Source organism: Enterococcus hermanniensis, from assembly GCF_001885945.1.
Taxonomy (GTDB): domain Bacteria; phylum Bacillota; class Bacilli; order Lactobacillales; family Enterococcaceae; genus Enterococcus_A; species Enterococcus_A hermanniensis.
The window spans coordinates 90,210-107,128 of record NZ_JXKQ01000004.1 but is presented as its reverse complement, the minus strand read 5'-3'; the positions used below and the strand labels follow the sequence as shown (position 1 = coordinate 107,128).

Annotated in this window: 15 protein-coding genes; 5 read left to right on the top strand and 10 right to left on the bottom strand. The window is 37.9% G+C overall.

Going from position 1 to position 16,919, the window contains the following annotated elements; genetic code table 11:
- Nucleotides 1-3 precede the first annotated feature (3 nt).
- The 3 genes from RV04_RS05910 to tyrS form a co-directional block, all read right to left on the bottom strand.
- Nucleotides 4-894 (bottom strand): deoxyribonuclease IV, encoded by an 891-nt coding sequence (locus tag RV04_RS05910; protein WP_071857547.1) that lies wholly within the window; start codon nucleotides 892-894, stop codon nucleotides 4-6.
- 16 nt (nucleotides 895-910) lie between these two features.
- Entirely contained in the window at nucleotides 911-1,816 is a 906-nt protein-coding gene (locus tag RV04_RS05905; protein WP_071857546.1) for an AEC family transporter, read from the bottom strand.
- A 77-nt stretch (nucleotides 1,817-1,893) separates the two neighbouring features.
- Entirely contained in the window at nucleotides 1,894-3,156 is a 1,263-nt protein-coding gene (tyrS, locus tag RV04_RS05900) for a tyrosine--tRNA ligase (RefSeq protein WP_071857545.1), read from the bottom strand.
- A gap of 328 nt (nucleotides 3,157-3,484) precedes the next feature.
- Between tyrS and RV04_RS05895 the strand changes: the two genes are divergently transcribed.
- The 3 genes from RV04_RS05895 to RV04_RS05885 all read left to right on the top strand — a co-directional run bounded on the left by RV04_RS05895 (nucleotide 3,485) and on the right by RV04_RS05885 (nucleotide 6,966).
- Nucleotides 3,485-5,872 carry a transglycosylase domain-containing protein gene (locus RV04_RS05895; protein WP_071857544.1) on the top strand — a complete coding sequence of 796 codons (2,388 nt, stop codon included), beginning with the start codon at nucleotides 3,485-3,487 and terminating at the stop codon, nucleotides 5,870-5,872.
- 123 nt (nucleotides 5,873-5,995) lie between these two features.
- Complete coding sequence (locus RV04_RS05890) at nucleotides 5,996-6,217, top strand: DUF2829 domain-containing protein (RefSeq protein ID WP_071857543.1); 222 nt, start codon at nucleotides 5,996-5,998, stop codon at nucleotides 6,215-6,217.
- Complete coding sequence (locus tag RV04_RS05885; protein WP_071857542.1) at nucleotides 6,214-6,966, top strand: 3-oxoacyl-ACP reductase; 753 nt, start codon at nucleotides 6,214-6,216, stop codon at nucleotides 6,964-6,966. Before RV04_RS05890 ends, RV04_RS05885 begins: the two co-directional genes overlap by 4 nt.
- Before the next feature lie 73 nt (nucleotides 6,967-7,039).
- On the opposite strand, the gene treC is transcribed toward RV04_RS05885, so the two are convergent.
- Together treC and treP are read right to left on the bottom strand one after the other, a co-directional pair.
- Entirely contained in the window at nucleotides 7,040-8,662 is a 1,623-nt protein-coding gene (gene treC / locus RV04_RS05880) for an alpha,alpha-phosphotrehalase (protein ID WP_071857541.1), read from the bottom strand.
- Between the two features lie 19 nt (nucleotides 8,663-8,681).
- Nucleotides 8,682-10,628, bottom strand: coding sequence for a PTS system trehalose-specific EIIBC component (treP, locus tag RV04_RS05875; RefSeq protein WP_071857540.1), 1,947 nt, complete (start codon nucleotides 10,626-10,628; stop codon nucleotides 8,682-8,684).
- Between the two features lie 330 nt (nucleotides 10,629-10,958).
- Between treP and treR the strand changes: the two genes are divergently transcribed.
- The gene (gene treR / locus RV04_RS05870) at nucleotides 10,959-11,681 is read left to right on the top strand and encodes a trehalose operon repressor (protein WP_071857539.1); all 723 of its coding nucleotides are present in this window, start codon (nucleotides 10,959-10,961) and stop codon (nucleotides 11,679-11,681) included.
- 143 nt (nucleotides 11,682-11,824) lie between these two features.
- Here the strand turns inward: treR and ccpA are convergent, their stop codons facing one another.
- Nucleotides 11,825-12,832 carry a catabolite control protein A gene (ccpA, locus tag RV04_RS05865; protein WP_071857538.1) on the bottom strand — a complete coding sequence of 336 codons (1,008 nt, stop codon included), beginning with the start codon at nucleotides 12,830-12,832 and terminating at the stop codon, nucleotides 11,825-11,827.
- 195 nt (nucleotides 12,833-13,027) lie between these two features.
- Between ccpA and RV04_RS05860 the strand changes: the two genes are divergently transcribed.
- Nucleotides 13,028-14,128, top strand: a complete 1,101-nt coding sequence (locus RV04_RS05860) for a M24 family metallopeptidase (protein ID WP_071857699.1) — start codon at nucleotides 13,028-13,030, stop codon at nucleotides 14,126-14,128.
- A gap of 44 nt (nucleotides 14,129-14,172) precedes the next feature.
- Here RV04_RS05860 and RV04_RS05855 read toward each other — a convergent pair whose 3' ends face one another.
- From RV04_RS05855 to galU, 4 genes are all read right to left on the bottom strand, one after another.
- On the bottom strand, nucleotides 14,173-14,739 hold the full coding sequence (locus RV04_RS05855) for a YtxH domain-containing protein (RefSeq protein ID WP_071857537.1): 567 nt from the start codon (nucleotides 14,737-14,739) through the stop codon (nucleotides 14,173-14,175).
- Nucleotides 14,740-14,741: 2 nt separating this feature from the next.
- The gene (locus RV04_RS05850; RefSeq protein ID WP_071857536.1) at nucleotides 14,742-15,179 is read right to left on the bottom strand and encodes a DUF948 domain-containing protein; all 438 of its coding nucleotides are present in this window, start codon (nucleotides 15,177-15,179) and stop codon (nucleotides 14,742-14,744) included.
- A gap of 103 nt (nucleotides 15,180-15,282) precedes the next feature.
- On the bottom strand, nucleotides 15,283-15,849 hold the full coding sequence (locus tag RV04_RS05845) for a TetR/AcrR family transcriptional regulator (protein ID WP_071857535.1): 567 nt from the start codon (nucleotides 15,847-15,849) through the stop codon (nucleotides 15,283-15,285).
- 164 nt (nucleotides 15,850-16,013) lie between these two features.
- The gene (gene galU / locus RV04_RS05840) at nucleotides 16,014-16,907 is read right to left on the bottom strand and encodes a UTP--glucose-1-phosphate uridylyltransferase GalU (RefSeq protein WP_071857698.1); all 894 of its coding nucleotides are present in this window, start codon (nucleotides 16,905-16,907) and stop codon (nucleotides 16,014-16,016) included.
- Nucleotides 16,908-16,919: the final 12 nt, after the last annotated feature.

Here is a 16,919-nt window from a genome sequence, read left to right as displayed (position 1 = left end):
TTTTTATTGCGCTTCAATTTTTGATAGTAAATCAGGATCAAACGTTTTGTCTTTCAACATCGCGATTTCAAACCCATAGGGTGGTTTTTGATTCTTTTTATCTTCTCCAACATAAGGTGTTTCTAAAATTTTAGGTAGTTCGATTAACTTTTCATGATGAGCGATTGCGCTCAATGCCTCAAAACCGATTGTTCCAAAACCAATATTGGCATGACGATCTTTGTGTGAGCCCATTGGATTTTTTGAATCGTTCAAATGAATGACTTTTAAGCGATCCAGCCCAATCACTCGATCAAACTCAGCTAAGACGCCATCAAAATCTTCCTTTACATTATAGCCCGCATCATTGGTGTGGCACGTATCAAAAGTAACGGAAAGTTTGTCATTCAAAGTTACGCCATCGATAATATAGGCTAATTCTTCAAAGGTTTTTCCCAGTTCAGTTCCTTTACCTGCCATTGTTTCTAAAGCGATTTGTGCCCGTTGCTCTTTCGTCAACACTTCGTTCAAACCTTTGATGATTTGATCCAATCCAGCTTTTTCTCCCGCGCCGACATGTGCTCCTGGATGCAAAGTGATCTGCATCGCACCTAATGCTTCGGCGCGCATGATTTCATCCCGTAAAAATTGGACTGCGAAAGGAAACATTTCCGGTTTCTTGGTGTTTCCTAGATTAATAATATACGGTGCATGCATCACGATATTGGAAAGTCCATGTTCAGCCATGAATTGTTCACCTGCAGGGATGTTCATTTCTTCGACCTTTTTACGACGCGTATTTTGTGGTGCTCCGCTATAAATCATAAATGTTGAGGCATGATAACTCGCTGCTTCTTGCGCCGCTCCTAACAACATTTCTTTTCCTTTCATACTTACATGAGAACCAATTAACATATGTACCCCCTAATTTTTATAAAAATAATAATAAAACAGTCATCAACGGTAAACTAATCAAAAAACTCAATGATGATGTGAAACCTACCACCTCTTCACGCATTCCAGCAGCGACGCTATTGATCACTCCAAACGTTGGGATTGGACCAACTGAAACCAAACACAAGACAACTTTGATCATCGCTGGAAGTGGCAATACCATAAATAAAATAGCCATGATAATCCCTACACCATATTTAATGCTTAAAATTCGCAACACTAACGATAGATCTTTTCTTGGTAAACGCAGTTCTAAAAATAAACCAATCATGAACATCGATAAAAAGGTATTGGCATTAGCGATCGGTTGCGTAATTAAAAAAACAGCCGCAGGCAATTCCACATTAAACATGCGTATACTCAACATAATTAGGTAACAGAGAAATGGAACGGATCGGATCAACCGGTCAAATACTTTTTTAGGACTGGGTTTTCCTGCTTGATTGCCGCTGATTCCTTCAGCGACTACATTCGATCCACCCGCTAACATAATACTGTTCCCAATATCTAAAAACGATAAGATCGGAATGGCAAGTGGCATAAAGCTTTGAACAAAAGGAATCCCAAAATTTCCGATATTATAGCCAGAAACACTGTACATCACAAACTCTCGTTCCACTTGATCGTGCTTTTTTGAGAAAAAGGAACCTAAGAGGATCATCAGTAAATTCAATCCTATTCCCGCGACAATCAATAAAAGCAATTGATTTTTGACGACCAAAGATTGCAAATTCACGATGATTGCAGCTGGCAAGGTCACATTCACTACGATTTTAGAGATCATTGAGCCATCTGCTTTGGTCAAAACATTCATTCGTTTCGTAAGATAGCCTATCAGTATAATAACAAATAACCCTAATGAATTTAATAAAACTGCTCCCATGCTTTCCCTCCCACGGTTTAAATCGCTTTCTTCTCATAACATAGAAAAGGCTAAATCATTCGATTTAGCCTTCATTACTAGAACTGTAAAACAAAATATTTTTTCTTACCACGACGAACAACGATGTATTCATCTGCTAATTTATCTTGATCACTTAAGGTGTATGCCACATCTTGGATCCGATCGCCATTAATATAAATCGCCCCATTCGTGATATCTTCTCGGGCTTGGCGTTTTGATTTTTCAATTCCAGCTGTTAGTAAGATTTCAACAAGATTCAAATCATCGTCAGCACCAACTTGATAGTTCGGTACGTTTTTGAATCCTTGTTTGATTTCTTCAGCATTCAATTTTTTAACTTCTCCACTGAATAATGCTGCAGAAATATTTACTGCTTGGTTATATGCTTCAGCACCATGTACCAATGTTGTAACCTCTTTAGCTAACGCTTTTTGGGCTGCACGCTGTTCAGGAGCCGCTGTAAATTCTGCTTCGATGGCTTGAATTTCTGCTAAACTGAAGAAAGTAAAGTATTTCAAGAATTTAATTGCATCACGGTCATCCGTATTGATCCAGAATTGATAAAATTCATAAGGAGACGTTTTTTCAGGGTCCAACCAGACGGCATTTCCTTCTGTCTTACCAAATTTAGTGCCATCTGCTTTTGTAATTAATGGCATCGTCAACCCAAAAGCTTGTTTTCCTTCTTCACGACGGATCAATTCAATTCCTGAAGTGATATTTCCCCATTGGTCGCTTCCACCCAATTGCAAAAGACAGCCGTAACGACGATTCAATTCATAAAAGTCGTACGCTTGTAATAATTGGTAAGCAAATTCCGTATAAGAAATACCCGATTCGATTCGGCGTTTAACACTTTCTTTACTCATCATGTAGTTGATTGTAAAGTTTTTACCGACATCACGTAAGAAATCAATCATTTTCAATTCGCCTAACCATTCATAGTTGTTTGCAACGATGGCTGGGTTTTCTTTGTTTTCGAAATCAATAATACCTGAAAGTTGGTTTTTGATACTTTGCGACCAGTTTTGGACTGTATCCAATGTATTTAATTGACGCTCAGCATCTTTGAATGATGGATCTCCAATCATTCCCGTACCACCACCAACTAAAGCAATTGGTACATGGCCATTTTGTTGAAAGCGACGTAAAGTCAAAATTGGTAATAAGTGACCAATATGTAAACTGTCGGCTGTTGGATCAAAGCCAATATATAGTTTTACAGACTCTTCATTTAATTGTTTTTCTAGGGCTGCTTCGTCTGTTACTTGAAAAATCAAACCACGTTCTTTTAGTTCTTGGAAAAAGTCTGAACTCATTTTTTATCCTCCTAAATAGTTGTAAGTCTAGCTTTAAAAACTAGTCTATGCTCATTACGCATAAGTTTTCTGCAATGATTCATACTTTCTCATATTAACCGAAAAAACAATGAAATAAAAGCTATTCGCTAGAATTAATATAAGTTATACCTGAATAATTTATAAGGGACTGAAAATTATTTACACTCTTTCATCCACTTTTTTTATTTTAGTTAACATTTGTTTGAAGTTTTGATTACAAACACGTCACGACCTTGTTAATAGAAGTAAATATTTGCTATAATTCAACAGATAATCAAAATGAATAGAATTTAATGAGGTGGACTTTTTGGCTCACAAAAAGAAAATAAAAAAGCAAGGAAAAAAGCGTAACAAGAACAAATCGAGAGCAGGTCTCGGTGGCCCGTTCGCTTTAAATGTTTCCTTACGAGTGATTCAGACAATGTTGCTTGGTTTTATCGTTGTGCTTTTCTTAGGGGGCATGCTGGCTTTAGGGATTGGCGCCGGTTATTTTGCTCATTTAGTAGAAGGAACGAGTGTTTTAACTAAGACAGAGATTCAGCAAAAAGTTGGCGATGTGGCGGAATCTTCTAAGCTACTTTATGACGATAGTCAAGAATTAGCCACGATTCAATCTGACCCGATTCGAGAAAAAGTAGCTTCAAACGAAATTTCACCTTGGGTCAAAAAAGCTTTGGTGGCGACAGAAGATGAAAATTTTTATAAACATCATGGGGTCGTCCCAAAAGCAGTTGTTCGTGCTTCGCTAGCTGAAATCGTTGGATTCGGTGCTGGTTCTGGTGGGTCAACATTGACTCAGCAACTGATTAAACAACAAGTATTGACCAATGAAACATCGTTCAAACGAAAAGCCAATGAAATCGTCCTAGCTCTAGATTTAGAAAAATATCTTAGCAAAGATGAAATCTTAACGGCGTATTTGAACATCTCACCTTTCGGCCGAAACAATAAAGGTCAAAATATTGCCGGTGTTGAAGAAGCCGCTGTCGGGATTTTTGGCGTTCATGCCAAAGATTTGAATTTAGCACAGTCCGCCTTCATCGCAGGACTGCCACAAAGTCCGATCGTCTATAGTCCTTACACAAATACTGGAGATTTAAAACAAGATTATTCGTATGGGATGGCACGTAAAGACGATGTGCTTTTCAATATGTATCGTGAACAAGTAATTTCTAAAAAAGAATATGAAGCTGCTAAAAAATATGATTTAGCAAAAGATTTCCAAGGACGTCAAGACGTCGAAGTACAACAACATGGCTTCCTATATTATACCGTTTATAACGAAGCAATCAGTATCATCGCGAAACAGCAAGCCAAAGATGATGGTGTCAGCGATGCTGAGTATAAAAAAGATGAAGTAAGTACGCGCTACATCGAACAAGCAAAAGTGAAAATGCAAAATCAAGGATTGACGGTTAAATCAACGATCAATAAAAATATTTACGATGCTATGCAACTCGGCGTAGCTGAGTACGGTCAATATCTAGATGATGGTTCTGGTGAAACCGTTGAGACAGGTTCCGTCTTGATGGATAATAGTACTGGTCGCATTTATGGTTTCGTTGGTAGTCGTGATTATACGACCAACCAAAATAACCATGCTTTTGATACTTCTCGTCAAGCTGGTTCTTCAATTAAACCCGTCTTAGTTTATGGACCTGCGATTGATCAAGGTTTACTGGGTAGTGAATCTCGTATCGCCGATTTTCCAATGAAATACCAACACGGCGAGCATGCCGGCAAAGCTTTAGAAAATGCTGAAAATAAAGGTTCTAAGACTTTCCAAACAGCCCGTGAGGCTTTGACTGAATCGACAAATATCACAGCATACCATGTTTATCAAGATATGCTCTCTAAAAAAGGCTCTGATCAATATGCTTACGAGAACTATTTGAAGAAAATGAATTACCCTTCTTCTGATACTTGGGGGGTTGAATCTGCCCCATTAGGAACGACAAACGTTTCTACGTTGACCGAAGTCAATGGCTTCCAAACCCTCGCAAATGGCGGGACGTATGAACAAGGTTATCTGATCGATTCGATCACTGATAGCACGGGTAAAGAAATCTATAAACACAAAGATAATCCGGTACAAGTTTATTCAAAAGCTACTGCATCGATCATGAATGATATGATGCGTAGCGTAATTACAGAACAAAAAACAACGCCGTTCAAATCTATTTTAAGTGGTGTCAATTATCAATTGAGTACCGCTGATTGGGTTGGTAAAACCGGTACGACGGATAACTATGCTGATAACTGGTTGATTGTTTCTACACCAACGATCACATTAGGTTCTTGGACTGGTCGCGACGATAACCAACCCATGGCCGACGGCGCCGGAACACGAACAGCAAATTATATGGCTTACCTTGCTGGACGAATCTATCAAGTCAATCCTAATATCTTCGGAACAAGCGAGAAATTCGAACTATCTGATGATGTTAAGCAAGTCAAAGTATCTGACTTCACTGGCTTGAAGGCTGGAAAAGTGACTCATAATGGTACGACCTATCAAGTTCCAAGTGGTGAGACAACCTCTTTATGGGCGAAAGATGGTCCTGCAGCTAATACCTATGAATTTGGTATTGGTGGTGCAGATGCCGACTACAAAACTTATTGGAATACTAGAAATAAAAGTAGTTCTAAAGCCAAAACGACAGACAATGATGATCAAGCAGATGACGATGATTAATCATTCCAAAAGACCTCTCAAAGTTGAGAGGTCTTTTTTTTAGTTTCTTGTGATCCGTTCTTTTTTTTGCTATCCTTGCGAAAGATAGTTTAATCGCTAGAAATATAAGGAGGAAAAAAACAGATGTCATTTGAAGAAATTTTACCAAAACTAAAACAAGGAGCCAAAATTATCCGGACAGGTTGGAGTGGTTTTGAATTATATGTCACGCTAGTTGAAGGAGCCATTTTTGATGATTCCCCAGTGACGCCATATTTTTTGATCAAAACAGCAGATGAAGGTTTCTCAAGTTTTGCTCCAACGGTTTGTGACATTCTAGCAAATGACTGGAAAATTGTTGAATGATCACGGCGGATTTTTCGAATAAAGTCGTTTTCATCACAGGAGCAGCATCCGGGATCGGTGCGGCTCAAGCAAAACAATTTTTAATTGCGAATGCGTTTGTTTTTACCTTTGATATCCAGCCACTTGATCATCTAGATTTACCGACTGAATTTTCGGAACGTATCGCCAGCTTTACAGGCGATATCAAAAACAAAGCACACATACAAGCAGCGATTGATCACTGTCATCAGACCTTCGGCACGATCGATATTCTGCTGAATACAGCTGGGATTTTAGATGATTATCTAGCCTTGGCTGAAACTGATGAAGTCTTATGGGAACGAGTTTTGAATACCAATCTTAAAGGGATGTTTTTAGTAACAAAATTATTATTAGCAGAACTTTTAGGCAATAAGGGAGCAGTCATCAATATGGCTTCGATTGCTGGTCTAGTCGCAGGCGGCGGTGGGATCGCCTATACAACTAGTAAACATGCTATTATCGGTTTTACAAAACAACTAGCTCTTGATTACGCTGAGCAAGGATTACATGTAAATGCTTTGGCTCCTGGTGCAATCAATACACCGATGAATCAAGCTGATTTTGCTGGTGACGGTGCTATGGCCAAATGGGTGGCAAGTGAGACTCCTGTCAAACGCTGGGCTACACCAAGTGAAGTCGCTCAAGCAACTTTATTTTTAGCAAGTGACGAATCCCGTTATATGCAAGGGATTGTTTTACCAATCGACGGCGGGTGGCTTTTGAAATAAATCCATCGATCCTTTACTAGTAATTAAAAAAAGCTGGGACGCAAGTATTTCTACTCTAGTCCCAGCTTTTTTATTAGCAATAAATTGCTAATGATTGATACGGTTTTAATATGATTTGCTCTTCTATTTTTGGATCATCATAATTACTGATCAGAATTTTCCCAGCTAAAAATTCCTTTGGCACTTCAATCGTGGTTTCTTTTGAGAAGAAATTATTTAGAACCAATAAACGATGATTTTCGAAACGGCGGATATACCCGTAGATTTGTTGATTGTCCGGAACAAAGGCTTCATAACTTCCTTTGGCAATTACAGGATATTCTTTTCTTAGTTGAATCAATTTTTGATAGTAGCTAAAGATCGATCCTTCCTTGAGTTCTTTTTCGACATTGATTTCGGGAACTGATTTTCCTACGCTGATCCATGGCTCTACTTCTGAGAAGCCGCCGTATTGCTCAGCTGTCCATTGAACTGGAATTCGAGAGTTATCACGCGATTTGCTTTTAACAATTTCAAACGCTTCTTGCGGTTTTATTCCTGCATCCAGAAGTTCTTGATACGCGTTCAAACTTTCAATATCAATGTATTGTTCCATTGAATCAAAGTCTGGATCGATCATACCGATTTCTTCTCCCATGTAAACATAAGGTGTTCCTCGATTAAGATGGATCATGCTAGCTAACATTTTAGCGCCAACAACACGGTGCTCTTTGCCTTTAATAAAACGGTTGATTGCACGCGGTTGATCATGATTGTTCCAGAACAAAGCATTCCACCCTTGTTCTTCACTCATTTGTGTCCCCCATGTATGGAAAAGCTCTTTTAACTTTTCAAAATCAAATGGTGCTTGGGTCCATTTTCTTCCGTCTTCATAATCTACTTTTAAATGATGAAAATTGAACGTCATTGTTAATTCTTCACGTTCTCTATTTGTATATAAGACACAATTTTCAATCGTGGTAGAACTCATCTCACCAACCGTAACGATCTCAGGGTCTTTGCCAAAAGTCGCACGATTCATCAGCTGGATATACTCATGATTGATTGGACGATCTGTATACGCCGGTTTTCCATCGTCTTGTGGACAATCTTTCAAGACTTCATCTTTTCCAATTACATTGATCACATCAAAACGGAAACCTTTGATTCCCTTATCCATCCAAAAATGTAATACATCAAATAATTCTTCACGTACTTCAGGATTTCGCCAATCCAAATCGGCTTGCGTTACATCATAAAGATGTAAATAATATTTTCCTGAGTCTCCAAATGGTGCCCAGGCGTTCCCACCAAATTTTGAGATCCAATCCGTAGGCTCATCTCTTAAGATAAAGTAATCTTGATATTTCTTTTCACCTGCTAAAGCTTTTTGAAACCATTCGTGTTCGATTGAGACATGATTGAAAACCATATCCAACATAATCTCGATTCCATGAGCTTTTGCGGTTTCAATCAATCTATCAAAGTCTGCCATCGTACCAAACATTGGATTGATCGCTGTGTAATCTGCGACATCATACCCATTGTCTTTTTGTGGACTTTTGTAGATCGGACTTAACCAAATCATATCGATCCCTAATTTTTCTAAGTATGGAATTTTTTGTGTGATCCCTTGGAGATCTCCCATGCCATCGCGATTAGTATCCATAAATGATTTGGGATAGATCTGATAGATGACTTTCTCTTTAAAACTCATTGTGTCCTCCAACTTCTCTCTATAACTCAGTAGCTACTAAGATTTTTTCTGCATTTGTAACTGGTGCTTCTTCAATCAATGAATCCACTTGATAATCCGTAGAATTTGTCACGATAATCGGTGTTTGAACATCATAGCCGGCAGCTTTGATCGCATCGATATCAAATTCCATTAATAACTGTCCTTTTTCCACTGCATCGCCTTGTTTAATATGACTCGTAAAGTATTGTCCATCTAACTTCACCGTATCGATTCCGATATGGATCAATACTTCTGTTCCTTCATTACTAACTAACCCAATTGCATGTTTCGTTGGGAAAAGCAGACTGATATGACCATCAAACGGTGCAACTAATTTTCCTTCACTTGGTTCGATCACTGCGCCTTGCCCCATCATGCCTTCAGCAAAAACAGGATCTTTTGCTTTGTTTAATGGTTGAAGGAATCCTGTGATTGGTGCAAATAATTCAACGATGGCACCCGTTTTTTTAGTTGGTTGATTGTCTAATGATGGCTCATTGCCTTCTTCGATTTGATCAATTTTATTGAATAAGCCGACTTTACGAAAGGCTAACGTCAAGACGAATGGAACAACGATCGCAATCAACATACCAATACCAAAGATCAAATAATCTTGTGGACGAATCGCTAAGATCCCTGGTAAGCCCCCAACACCGATGGATAACGCACGAACTTTGAATAAAGTAACGAATAAACCGGCAATTCCACTACCGATCATCGCCGCAATAAATGGATAGGTATATTTCAAATTGATTCCGAACATCGCTGGCTCAGTTACACCTAACCAAGCTGAAATAACAGAAGGAATCGAAACTTGTTCTTCTTTTTTATTTCCACGGTGAGCAAAGACGATTGCAAGTACTGCTGCACCTTGAGCAATATTTGATAAACAAATCATTGGCCATAAATTCGTTGACCCAAAATCCGCGATCAGCTGTGAATCGATCGCTAGAGTTGTATGGTGTAGCCCCGTGATTACTAATGGCGAATATAACGCGCCAAAAATACCGCCGAATAACCAGCTAACACTTGATGTCAATCCCGCATTTACAACTGCTGAAATTGCTGTTCCGATTTTCCAACCAATCGGTCCCAAAATAAGATGAGCAGCTAGGATTGTCGGAATTAATGAAAAGAATGGAACAAAAATCATTGAGATTGCTTCTGGGATACGTTTCCGGAAGAAACGCTCTAAGTAAACCAATAAAAATCCGGCCAACATCGCTGGGATAACTTGCGCTTGATAACCAATTTTATCAATCGTAAAGAAACCAAAATTCCAAGTCCAATCTTTCGCGATCTCTGCCGCTGTCGTACCATTTACTGCATACGCATTCAATAATTGCGGAGATACTAGCGTGATTCCTAGAACAATCCCTAGAATCTCAGTTGCACCCATTTTACGAGCAATACTCCACGTAATCCCTACTGGTAGGAAATGGAAAATCGCTTCACCTGGCAACCATAAGAAACTATTCACACCATCCCAAAATTGAGAGGCTTGAACGATTGTTTGACCATCTAGCCATCCCATTGGTACAGCTTCCAAAATATTACGGAAGCCTAAAATCAAACCACCGACGATAATTGCTGGTAATAACGGCGTAAAAATTTCTGCTAATACTGTGATTGCACGTTGCACTGGGTTTTGATTTTGCTTCGCAGCTGACTTCGCCGCTTCTTTAGAAACACCTTTGACCCCAGAAACTGCCGCAAATTCATTGTAAAAAGTAGCAACATCATTCCCGACGATTACTTGAAATTGACCGGCATTGGTAAACATACCTTTAACACTTGGGATATCTTCAATTTGTTTCTCGTCAGCTTTTTTTGGATCGTTCAAAACAAATCGCATCCGCGTAGCACAATGTGTAACGGCTGAAATGTTTTCTGTCCCACCAATGGCTGCCAACAGATCTTTTGAATCCTTTTCATACTTTCCCATCTTTTTTCCCTCCGAATAAAATAAACTTGTATGGATAAGTTCAATTAATACGTTTACTATAAAGTTTTTTAACATTTTTGTAAATCGCTTACATTTTACTCTTTTTTATTTTTATCATTTTTTTTTAATCTTAACAAAGAATAACAATCTTTATAAATTAAAAAGTAGTCCTGTTATGCCAAACATGTTGGTAGAACACCCCACAAGTTTCGCTTTAAATAAAAGTTTTCTCATTTATTTTTTCAAGTTAAATTGTCAGCTGTTTTACTTACTGAGTATTTCTTTGTATAATAAAAATACTTATACGGACAAGTTAGGAGAATGTGTTCGATGAAAAATTATGAAGTAATCTATCAAACGATTGAACGTGGCATCTTAAAAGGTATCTATGAACCGGATACTTTTTTACCTAGTGAAAATAAATTGCGGCAAACTTATAACGTTTCAAGAGATACTATCCGAAAAGCCCTGTCCCTGTTAATGGCTAATGGTTATATTCAGAAAATTCAAGGCAAAGGATCATTAGTATTAAAGCGTGAACAGCTGCGTTTTCCAGTTTCGGGCTTAACTAGCTATAAAGAATTACAAAATTCCTACGGATATGAGAGCAGTACCGAGGTTGTCAGCTTAAAAAAAATTATTATTGATCAACCACTCTCTAACCTCACCGGTTTTGAAGCAGGTGTGAGTTGTTGGCGCTTGATCCGCACGCGAGCCATTGACCAAAAAAAAGTCATATTGGATAAAGATCTGTTATTGACTTCAGTTGTCCCAGAGTTAGATACCGAAATTGCGAAAGATTCGATTTATCGTTACTTTGAAAATCAATTGGGATTGAATATTGCTTTTGCTGAAAAAGAAATCATCATCGATGCCTTATCGGCTGAAGATCGTGAACTTCTTGACCTTAATCAACAGGATATTAATATCGTCTCCGTAAAAAGTCGCGTCTTTACCAATGATGCTCGGCAATTTCAATATACGGAAAGCCGTCATCAAGTCGACAAATTTCGATTTTTCGATTTTGCCCGTCGTCACCCTTCCACCATGTGACGGAAAAAAATTAGAATACGAAGCCATTTGATTCTAGTAAGCAAAAAAGTTCAAACAACTTTATTTGAGCATTTTTTCAACAAGCTACATCCACAAAAAAAGCGGAGGCAAAAGTAGTACTACTTTTGCCTCCGCTTTTTTATTTAATTATTTTTAGTAGAACCTTTTTCAATAATACCATGTGGTAATTCAATTGTTTTTTGTTCTACGTCTTCTTTGTTCATCATTTTTGTTAACAAACGCATTGATACTGCACCGATATCATATAAAGGCTGTGTTACAGTACTTACACGTGGACGAGCCACTTCTGTTAACAATGAATCATTACTTGTAATGATTTCGAAATCTTCAGGAACTTTGATTCCTTTATCAAGTAGACCATCTAATAAACCAATCGCTAATTCATCATCAGTTACATAGGCAGCAGTTGCGCCGCTATTTAAAATACGATCAGTTAAAGCTAGGCCTTCTTTGAAGTTATAAAGCGCTTCAAAAATCAAGCCTTCATTGTAATCTAAGTTATTTTCAGTTAATGCTTGTTTGTATCCACCTAAACGTGCTTGTCCATTGATTGGATCGATCAATGCGCCACTGATGAAGGCAATTTTTTCATTGCCGTGTTTTGCTAGTAAGTCGATTGATTCTTTTGTAGCTGCAGCGTAATCGATGTTCACACTACCTACTTGTTCGTCAGGATCAATTGAACCAGCTAAAACAATCGGTGTTTTTGAACGAGAAAATTCCGCACGGATTTCGTCTGTAATACGATGTCCCATGAAGATTACACCATCCACTTGTTTTGCTAATAAATTGTTCAAAACGTTTACTTCTTTTTGTGCTTCTCCGTCAGAGTTAGCTAAAATAATATTGTATTTATACATTGTTGCAATATCATCGATTCCGCGAGCCAATGATGCAAAAAACATATTGCTAACATCAGGAATGATAACACCAACAGTCGTTGTTTTCTTACTTGCTAAACCACGCGCAACAGCATTAGGACGATAGTCTAAACGTTCAATGACTTCTAATACCTTTTTGCGAGTTGTTGGTTTTACATTTGGGTTGCCGTTAACCACACGAGAAACAGTTGCCATTGAAACATTCGCTTCACGAGCAACATCATATATCGTAATTGTTTGCTTTTCCATGGATATACTCCTTTTAATAATGTTTTCAGAAAATGTCATTTACATTTCTAAAAGATAATAGCACGTTGTTTCAGCGATTGCAACCGTTTTACACATTTTTCTTCAAAACGATGTAAACGTTTTACATGTTGCATTTTCCAATATTTTTTATTAGTGTTACAATGATTATGATACTAAAAGGAAGAAGGAAGTATGATGAACCAAGAAAAACTTAACGAATTACGAAATTGGATGCAAACGAACGGAGTCGATTTAGCCTATATCTCAGATGCTAGTCACATCGGTTACTTTTCAGGCTTTGAAAGCAATCCAATGGAACGTGTCTTAGCTTTGTTTATTCCATTAGAAAAAGATCCTTTCTTATTTGCACCAGGACTAGAAGTTGAAGATGCTAAAGCTAGTAGTTTTGAATATGATGTCGTTGGGTATTTAGATAGCCAAGATCCTTTTTCATTGATCATCGCTGAAATCAATCAACGCTATGGTGCACCAAAAAAAATGGCCTTAGAAAAAAATCAATTGGTTTTAGACCGCTATGCACGTTTGAACGATGCTTTTACCAACACTGATTTTTCTGCGGACTTAACCCCGTTGATCCAAGAATTACAACTATATAAAACTGAGACCGAATGCCAACATTTGATTGAAGCAGGATCGACAGCAGATTTAGCTTTCGAAATTGGCTTTCGACATGTCCGCCCTGGGATCACTGAAGAAGAAGTCGTAGCGGAGATCGAATACGAATTAAAAAAGAAAGGCATTAAAGAAATGTCCTTTCCAACAGAAGTATTGGCAGGTCCAAATGCTGCTAGCCCTCATGGAACGCCAGGCAAAAATACAATTAAAGAAAATGAATTGGTGCTATTTGATCTTGGAACCATCGTGAATGGCTATTGCAGTGATGCTACCCGAACGATTGCTTGTGGCAAACCAACAGATCACCAAAAAGATATCTATAATATTGTTTTAGAGGCCCAATTAAAAGCCCAAGCAGCAGTAAAACCTGGGATAACTTGTGGCGAATTAGACAAAATTGCTCGTGATGTCATTGCTGGGCATGGCTATGGTGAATACTTTAATCATCGTCTAGGTCATGGTATTGGCACAACAATCCATGAATTTCCTCAGATTGTTGGCGGAAATGATCTAGTCATAAAAGAAGGCATGTGCTTCTCGATCGAACCAGGGATTTATTTACCTAATGATGTCGGTGTTCGAATTGAAGATTGTATCTATGTAACTAAAGATGGGTGCATTCCATTTACTAAAACATCCAAAGAATTACAAATTTTATAAAAAAAAGCCGCTATTCTTAAAGAATAGCGGCTTTTCTTTTTTTGTTATTCAGGATTATTTTTTTCAACTTCACCTTTTAATTCCTCTTTGATCTCAGAAAAATCAGTCGTCTCTTCTTTTAAATCTTTGGCTTTATCAGCCACGTCTTCTGAAGTTTTAGAAACCAGATCTTTGGCTTCTTCGTTTGTATTTTTCACATCAATCACGATATCATCTGAAGTATCTTCAGCCACATCTTGGACATCTTTTGAGGCTTTACGGAAACGATCAGACAAATCAGAACTTTGGCGTTTCAAATCTGCTAATGTATCTGATGTGATATCATCCATCTCCGCCATCGAATCATCGACTGTTCCTTTAACGTTAGCTGCTAGTCCACTCGCTTGATCACTTAGGTCTGATGCGCGATCTTTTACGATCGAGCTCATTTCACTTGTCTTGTTTACAAAATCATCTGTATAATCTGAGGCCAAATCTAAAAAGTCATCTGTTTTTTTTGCTAAATCTTCGCGCATCTGTTTACCAGATTTAGGTGTTAATAACACTGCTATCGCTGCTGCAGCTGCACCTCCAATGAGTGCTCCTGCTAAAAATCCTCCACGTTTCGCCATCTCTATCCCTCCGCTTTCGTTGTAGCTTTACGATGTTTGAAAAACTTCATGGTTGTTGTTCCGACTTTCCCCGCAGCACTAACCTTAGCTGCATTTTTTCCAACACCGCCAACTTTTACTGCCAAATTGCGGCTTGAATTATTCAATGCAGAAACACTTTCACTTAAGTCAGCTACTGCGGTAAATAATGGATCGATCGTTTCGACTTTTCCATTTATATCGTTTAATAAATGATTGCCTTTGACTAATAAGCCTTCTACTTGCTGCATCAGCAAATCAACGTCTTTGGTTAGAACATCGATTGTCGTATTTGCCTCGGCCACTGTTGTTTCAACCTTTTCAACTGTTTTTGATACTTGGAGCAACACACGAACTAAAAAAATAACTAAAACTACAAAAGCGAGTGCTGCAATAATTGCTGCAATGCCTCCTAAACTCATTCAATCGCCTTCTCTCTTCTTCTGTTATCTTAAATTATACCATTCACACGTAATTTAATGAAAGAGAAAGAGCTAAAAGCAAACGAGAAAAAAAGGATCTCAGTTATACCACCTGAGATACCTCCTTCATATTTTTAATCAATCCTGTGTAAATGATTTCTAAATCACTGATTAAGTCTGCTTCTGTCAGACTATTATCGTTAAATTGTTCCGTATGACCACGAAAATAGTTCGTCAACACTCGTTCGATTTGCTGGATCCCTTTTTCATCAAATTTAAAATCAAAAAATATCCGTTTAAATGCTGCTTTTAAAAAAGCAGAGATATTTTCTTGATATAATAATTGATAGTCTGGTTGATAGAATACCCTATAAAAAGATTGTTGATTTTTTGCATAGCTAGCCCAGGTTTTTCCTAATTCAATGAAGGCATGAAGCTGAGAACGTCCCATTAAAGAATCCACTAATTGTTCCCGAAATTGATTCATTGCTTGGCAGACAACTGTGCTTCGAAGTTCGGTTACACTTCCTGTATGGGTATATAAAGATGGCGATTTTACTTGCAAACGATCCGCGATCTTATTCAAGCGTAACCCATCAATTCCAGACTCGGCCACTAAATCCATGGCACATTCAAGCACGATTTCTTTATTTAATCGATAAGTTTTCATCGTTCCTCCTGTTCCATTTTTTTCTTCTTTAAAACATTATATAACAAATAAAGCGATAGTTCCTAGCTTTTATTAATATAATAATCAGACAAATTTTGCATTTATCTTTTTTTAAAATAACTAACAATATAAAAAAGCACAGAATCAAATTCTGTGCTTTTAGTTTATTTTTTTGGTTTAGCTTCATTGCTTAATTCTTTACCCAAAGCAATGATATAATCTTTTAATTTCACTTTAATTTCAGGATGAGTTAATCCATATTCGATACTAGTTGTCATGAAACCAAATTTATCACCGACATCATAGCGTTTGCCATTAAATTCATGAGCAAAAACTCGTTGTGTACGGTTCAAGGTATCGATCGCATCGGTTAATTGGATTTCTCCACCTGCACCTGGTTTTTGTTTTGCCAAAACTTCAAAAATCTCAGGTGTTAATAAGTAACGACCAATGATGGCTAAGTTACTTGGTGCTTCTTCTGGTTTTGGTTTTTCAACAAAGTTTTTAACATTGAATAATCCTTTGGATACTTCTTCGCCTGGATTAATGATCCCATATTTTGATGTATCTTCTTCTGGGACACGCATCACAGCGATGGTTGAGGCATGTGTTTTTTCAAAGTCATTCATTAATTGTTTCGTCAATGGTACGCGGTCTTCCATCAAATCATCACCTAGCATGACCACGAAAGGTTCATTCCCAACAAACGCACGGGCTTGCAATACAGCATCGCCTAACCCTTTTGGATGCGATTGGCGAATGAAATGTAGATTAACATCTGTTGTTTCTTCAACCAATTTTAAAAGATCGGTTTTACCTTTTTCCTTCAAGTTCATCTCTAGCTCGACATTTGAATCAAAATGATCTTCAATTGGACGTTTGGCTTTTCCAGTAACTATCAAGATATCTTCAATTCCAGAATTCAAAGCTTCTTCAACAATAAACTGAATCGTTGGTTTATCAACGATCGGCAACATTTCTTTTGCCATTGCTTTTGTTGCCGGTAAGAATCGTGTACCTAGTCCAGCTGCTGGAATGACTGCTTTTTTCACTCGCATATCTACTATCCC

Coding starts and splice junctions, on each gene's coding strand:
- RV04_RS05905 (WP_071857546.1), bottom strand. CDS start 1,816: ATGGGAGCAGTTTTATTAAATTCATTAGGGTTATTTGTTATTATACTG.
- ccpA (WP_071857538.1), bottom strand. CDS start 12,832: ATGGAAAAGCAAACAATTACGATATATGATGTTGCTCGTGAAGCGAAT.
- treP (WP_071857540.1), bottom strand. CDS start 10,628: ATGGGAAAGTATGAAAAGGATTCAAAAGATCTGTTGGCAGCCATTGGT.
- RV04_RS05860 (WP_071857699.1), top strand. CDS start 13,028: ATGAACCAAGAAAAACTTAACGAATTACGAAATTGGATGCAAACGAAC.
- RV04_RS05910 (WP_071857547.1), bottom strand. CDS start 894: ATGTTAATTGGTTCTCATGTAAGTATGAAAGGAAAAGAAATGTTGTTA.
- RV04_RS05885 (WP_071857542.1), top strand. CDS start 6,214: ATGATCACGGCGGATTTTTCGAATAAAGTCGTTTTCATCACAGGAGCA.
- RV04_RS05855 (WP_071857537.1), bottom strand. CDS start 14,739: ATGGCGAAACGTGGAGGATTTTTAGCAGGAGCACTCATTGGAGGTGCA.
- tyrS (WP_071857545.1), bottom strand. CDS start 3,156: ATGAGTTCAGACTTTTTCCAAGAACTAAAAGAACGTGGTTTGATTTTT.
- RV04_RS05850 (WP_071857536.1), bottom strand. CDS start 15,179: ATGAGTTTAGGAGGCATTGCAGCAATTATTGCAGCACTCGCTTTTGTA.
- RV04_RS05890 (WP_071857543.1), top strand. CDS start 5,996: ATGTCATTTGAAGAAATTTTACCAAAACTAAAACAAGGAGCCAAAATT.
- RV04_RS05845 (WP_071857535.1), bottom strand. CDS start 15,849: ATGAAAACTTATCGATTAAATAAAGAAATCGTGCTTGAATGTGCCATG.
- treC (WP_071857541.1), bottom strand. CDS start 8,662: ATGAGTTTTAAAGAGAAAGTCATCTATCAGATCTATCCCAAATCATTT.
- galU (WP_071857698.1), bottom strand. CDS start 16,907: ATGCGAGTGAAAAAAGCAGTCATTCCAGCAGCTGGACTAGGTACACGA.
- treR (WP_071857539.1), top strand. CDS start 10,959: ATGAAAAATTATGAAGTAATCTATCAAACGATTGAACGTGGCATCTTA.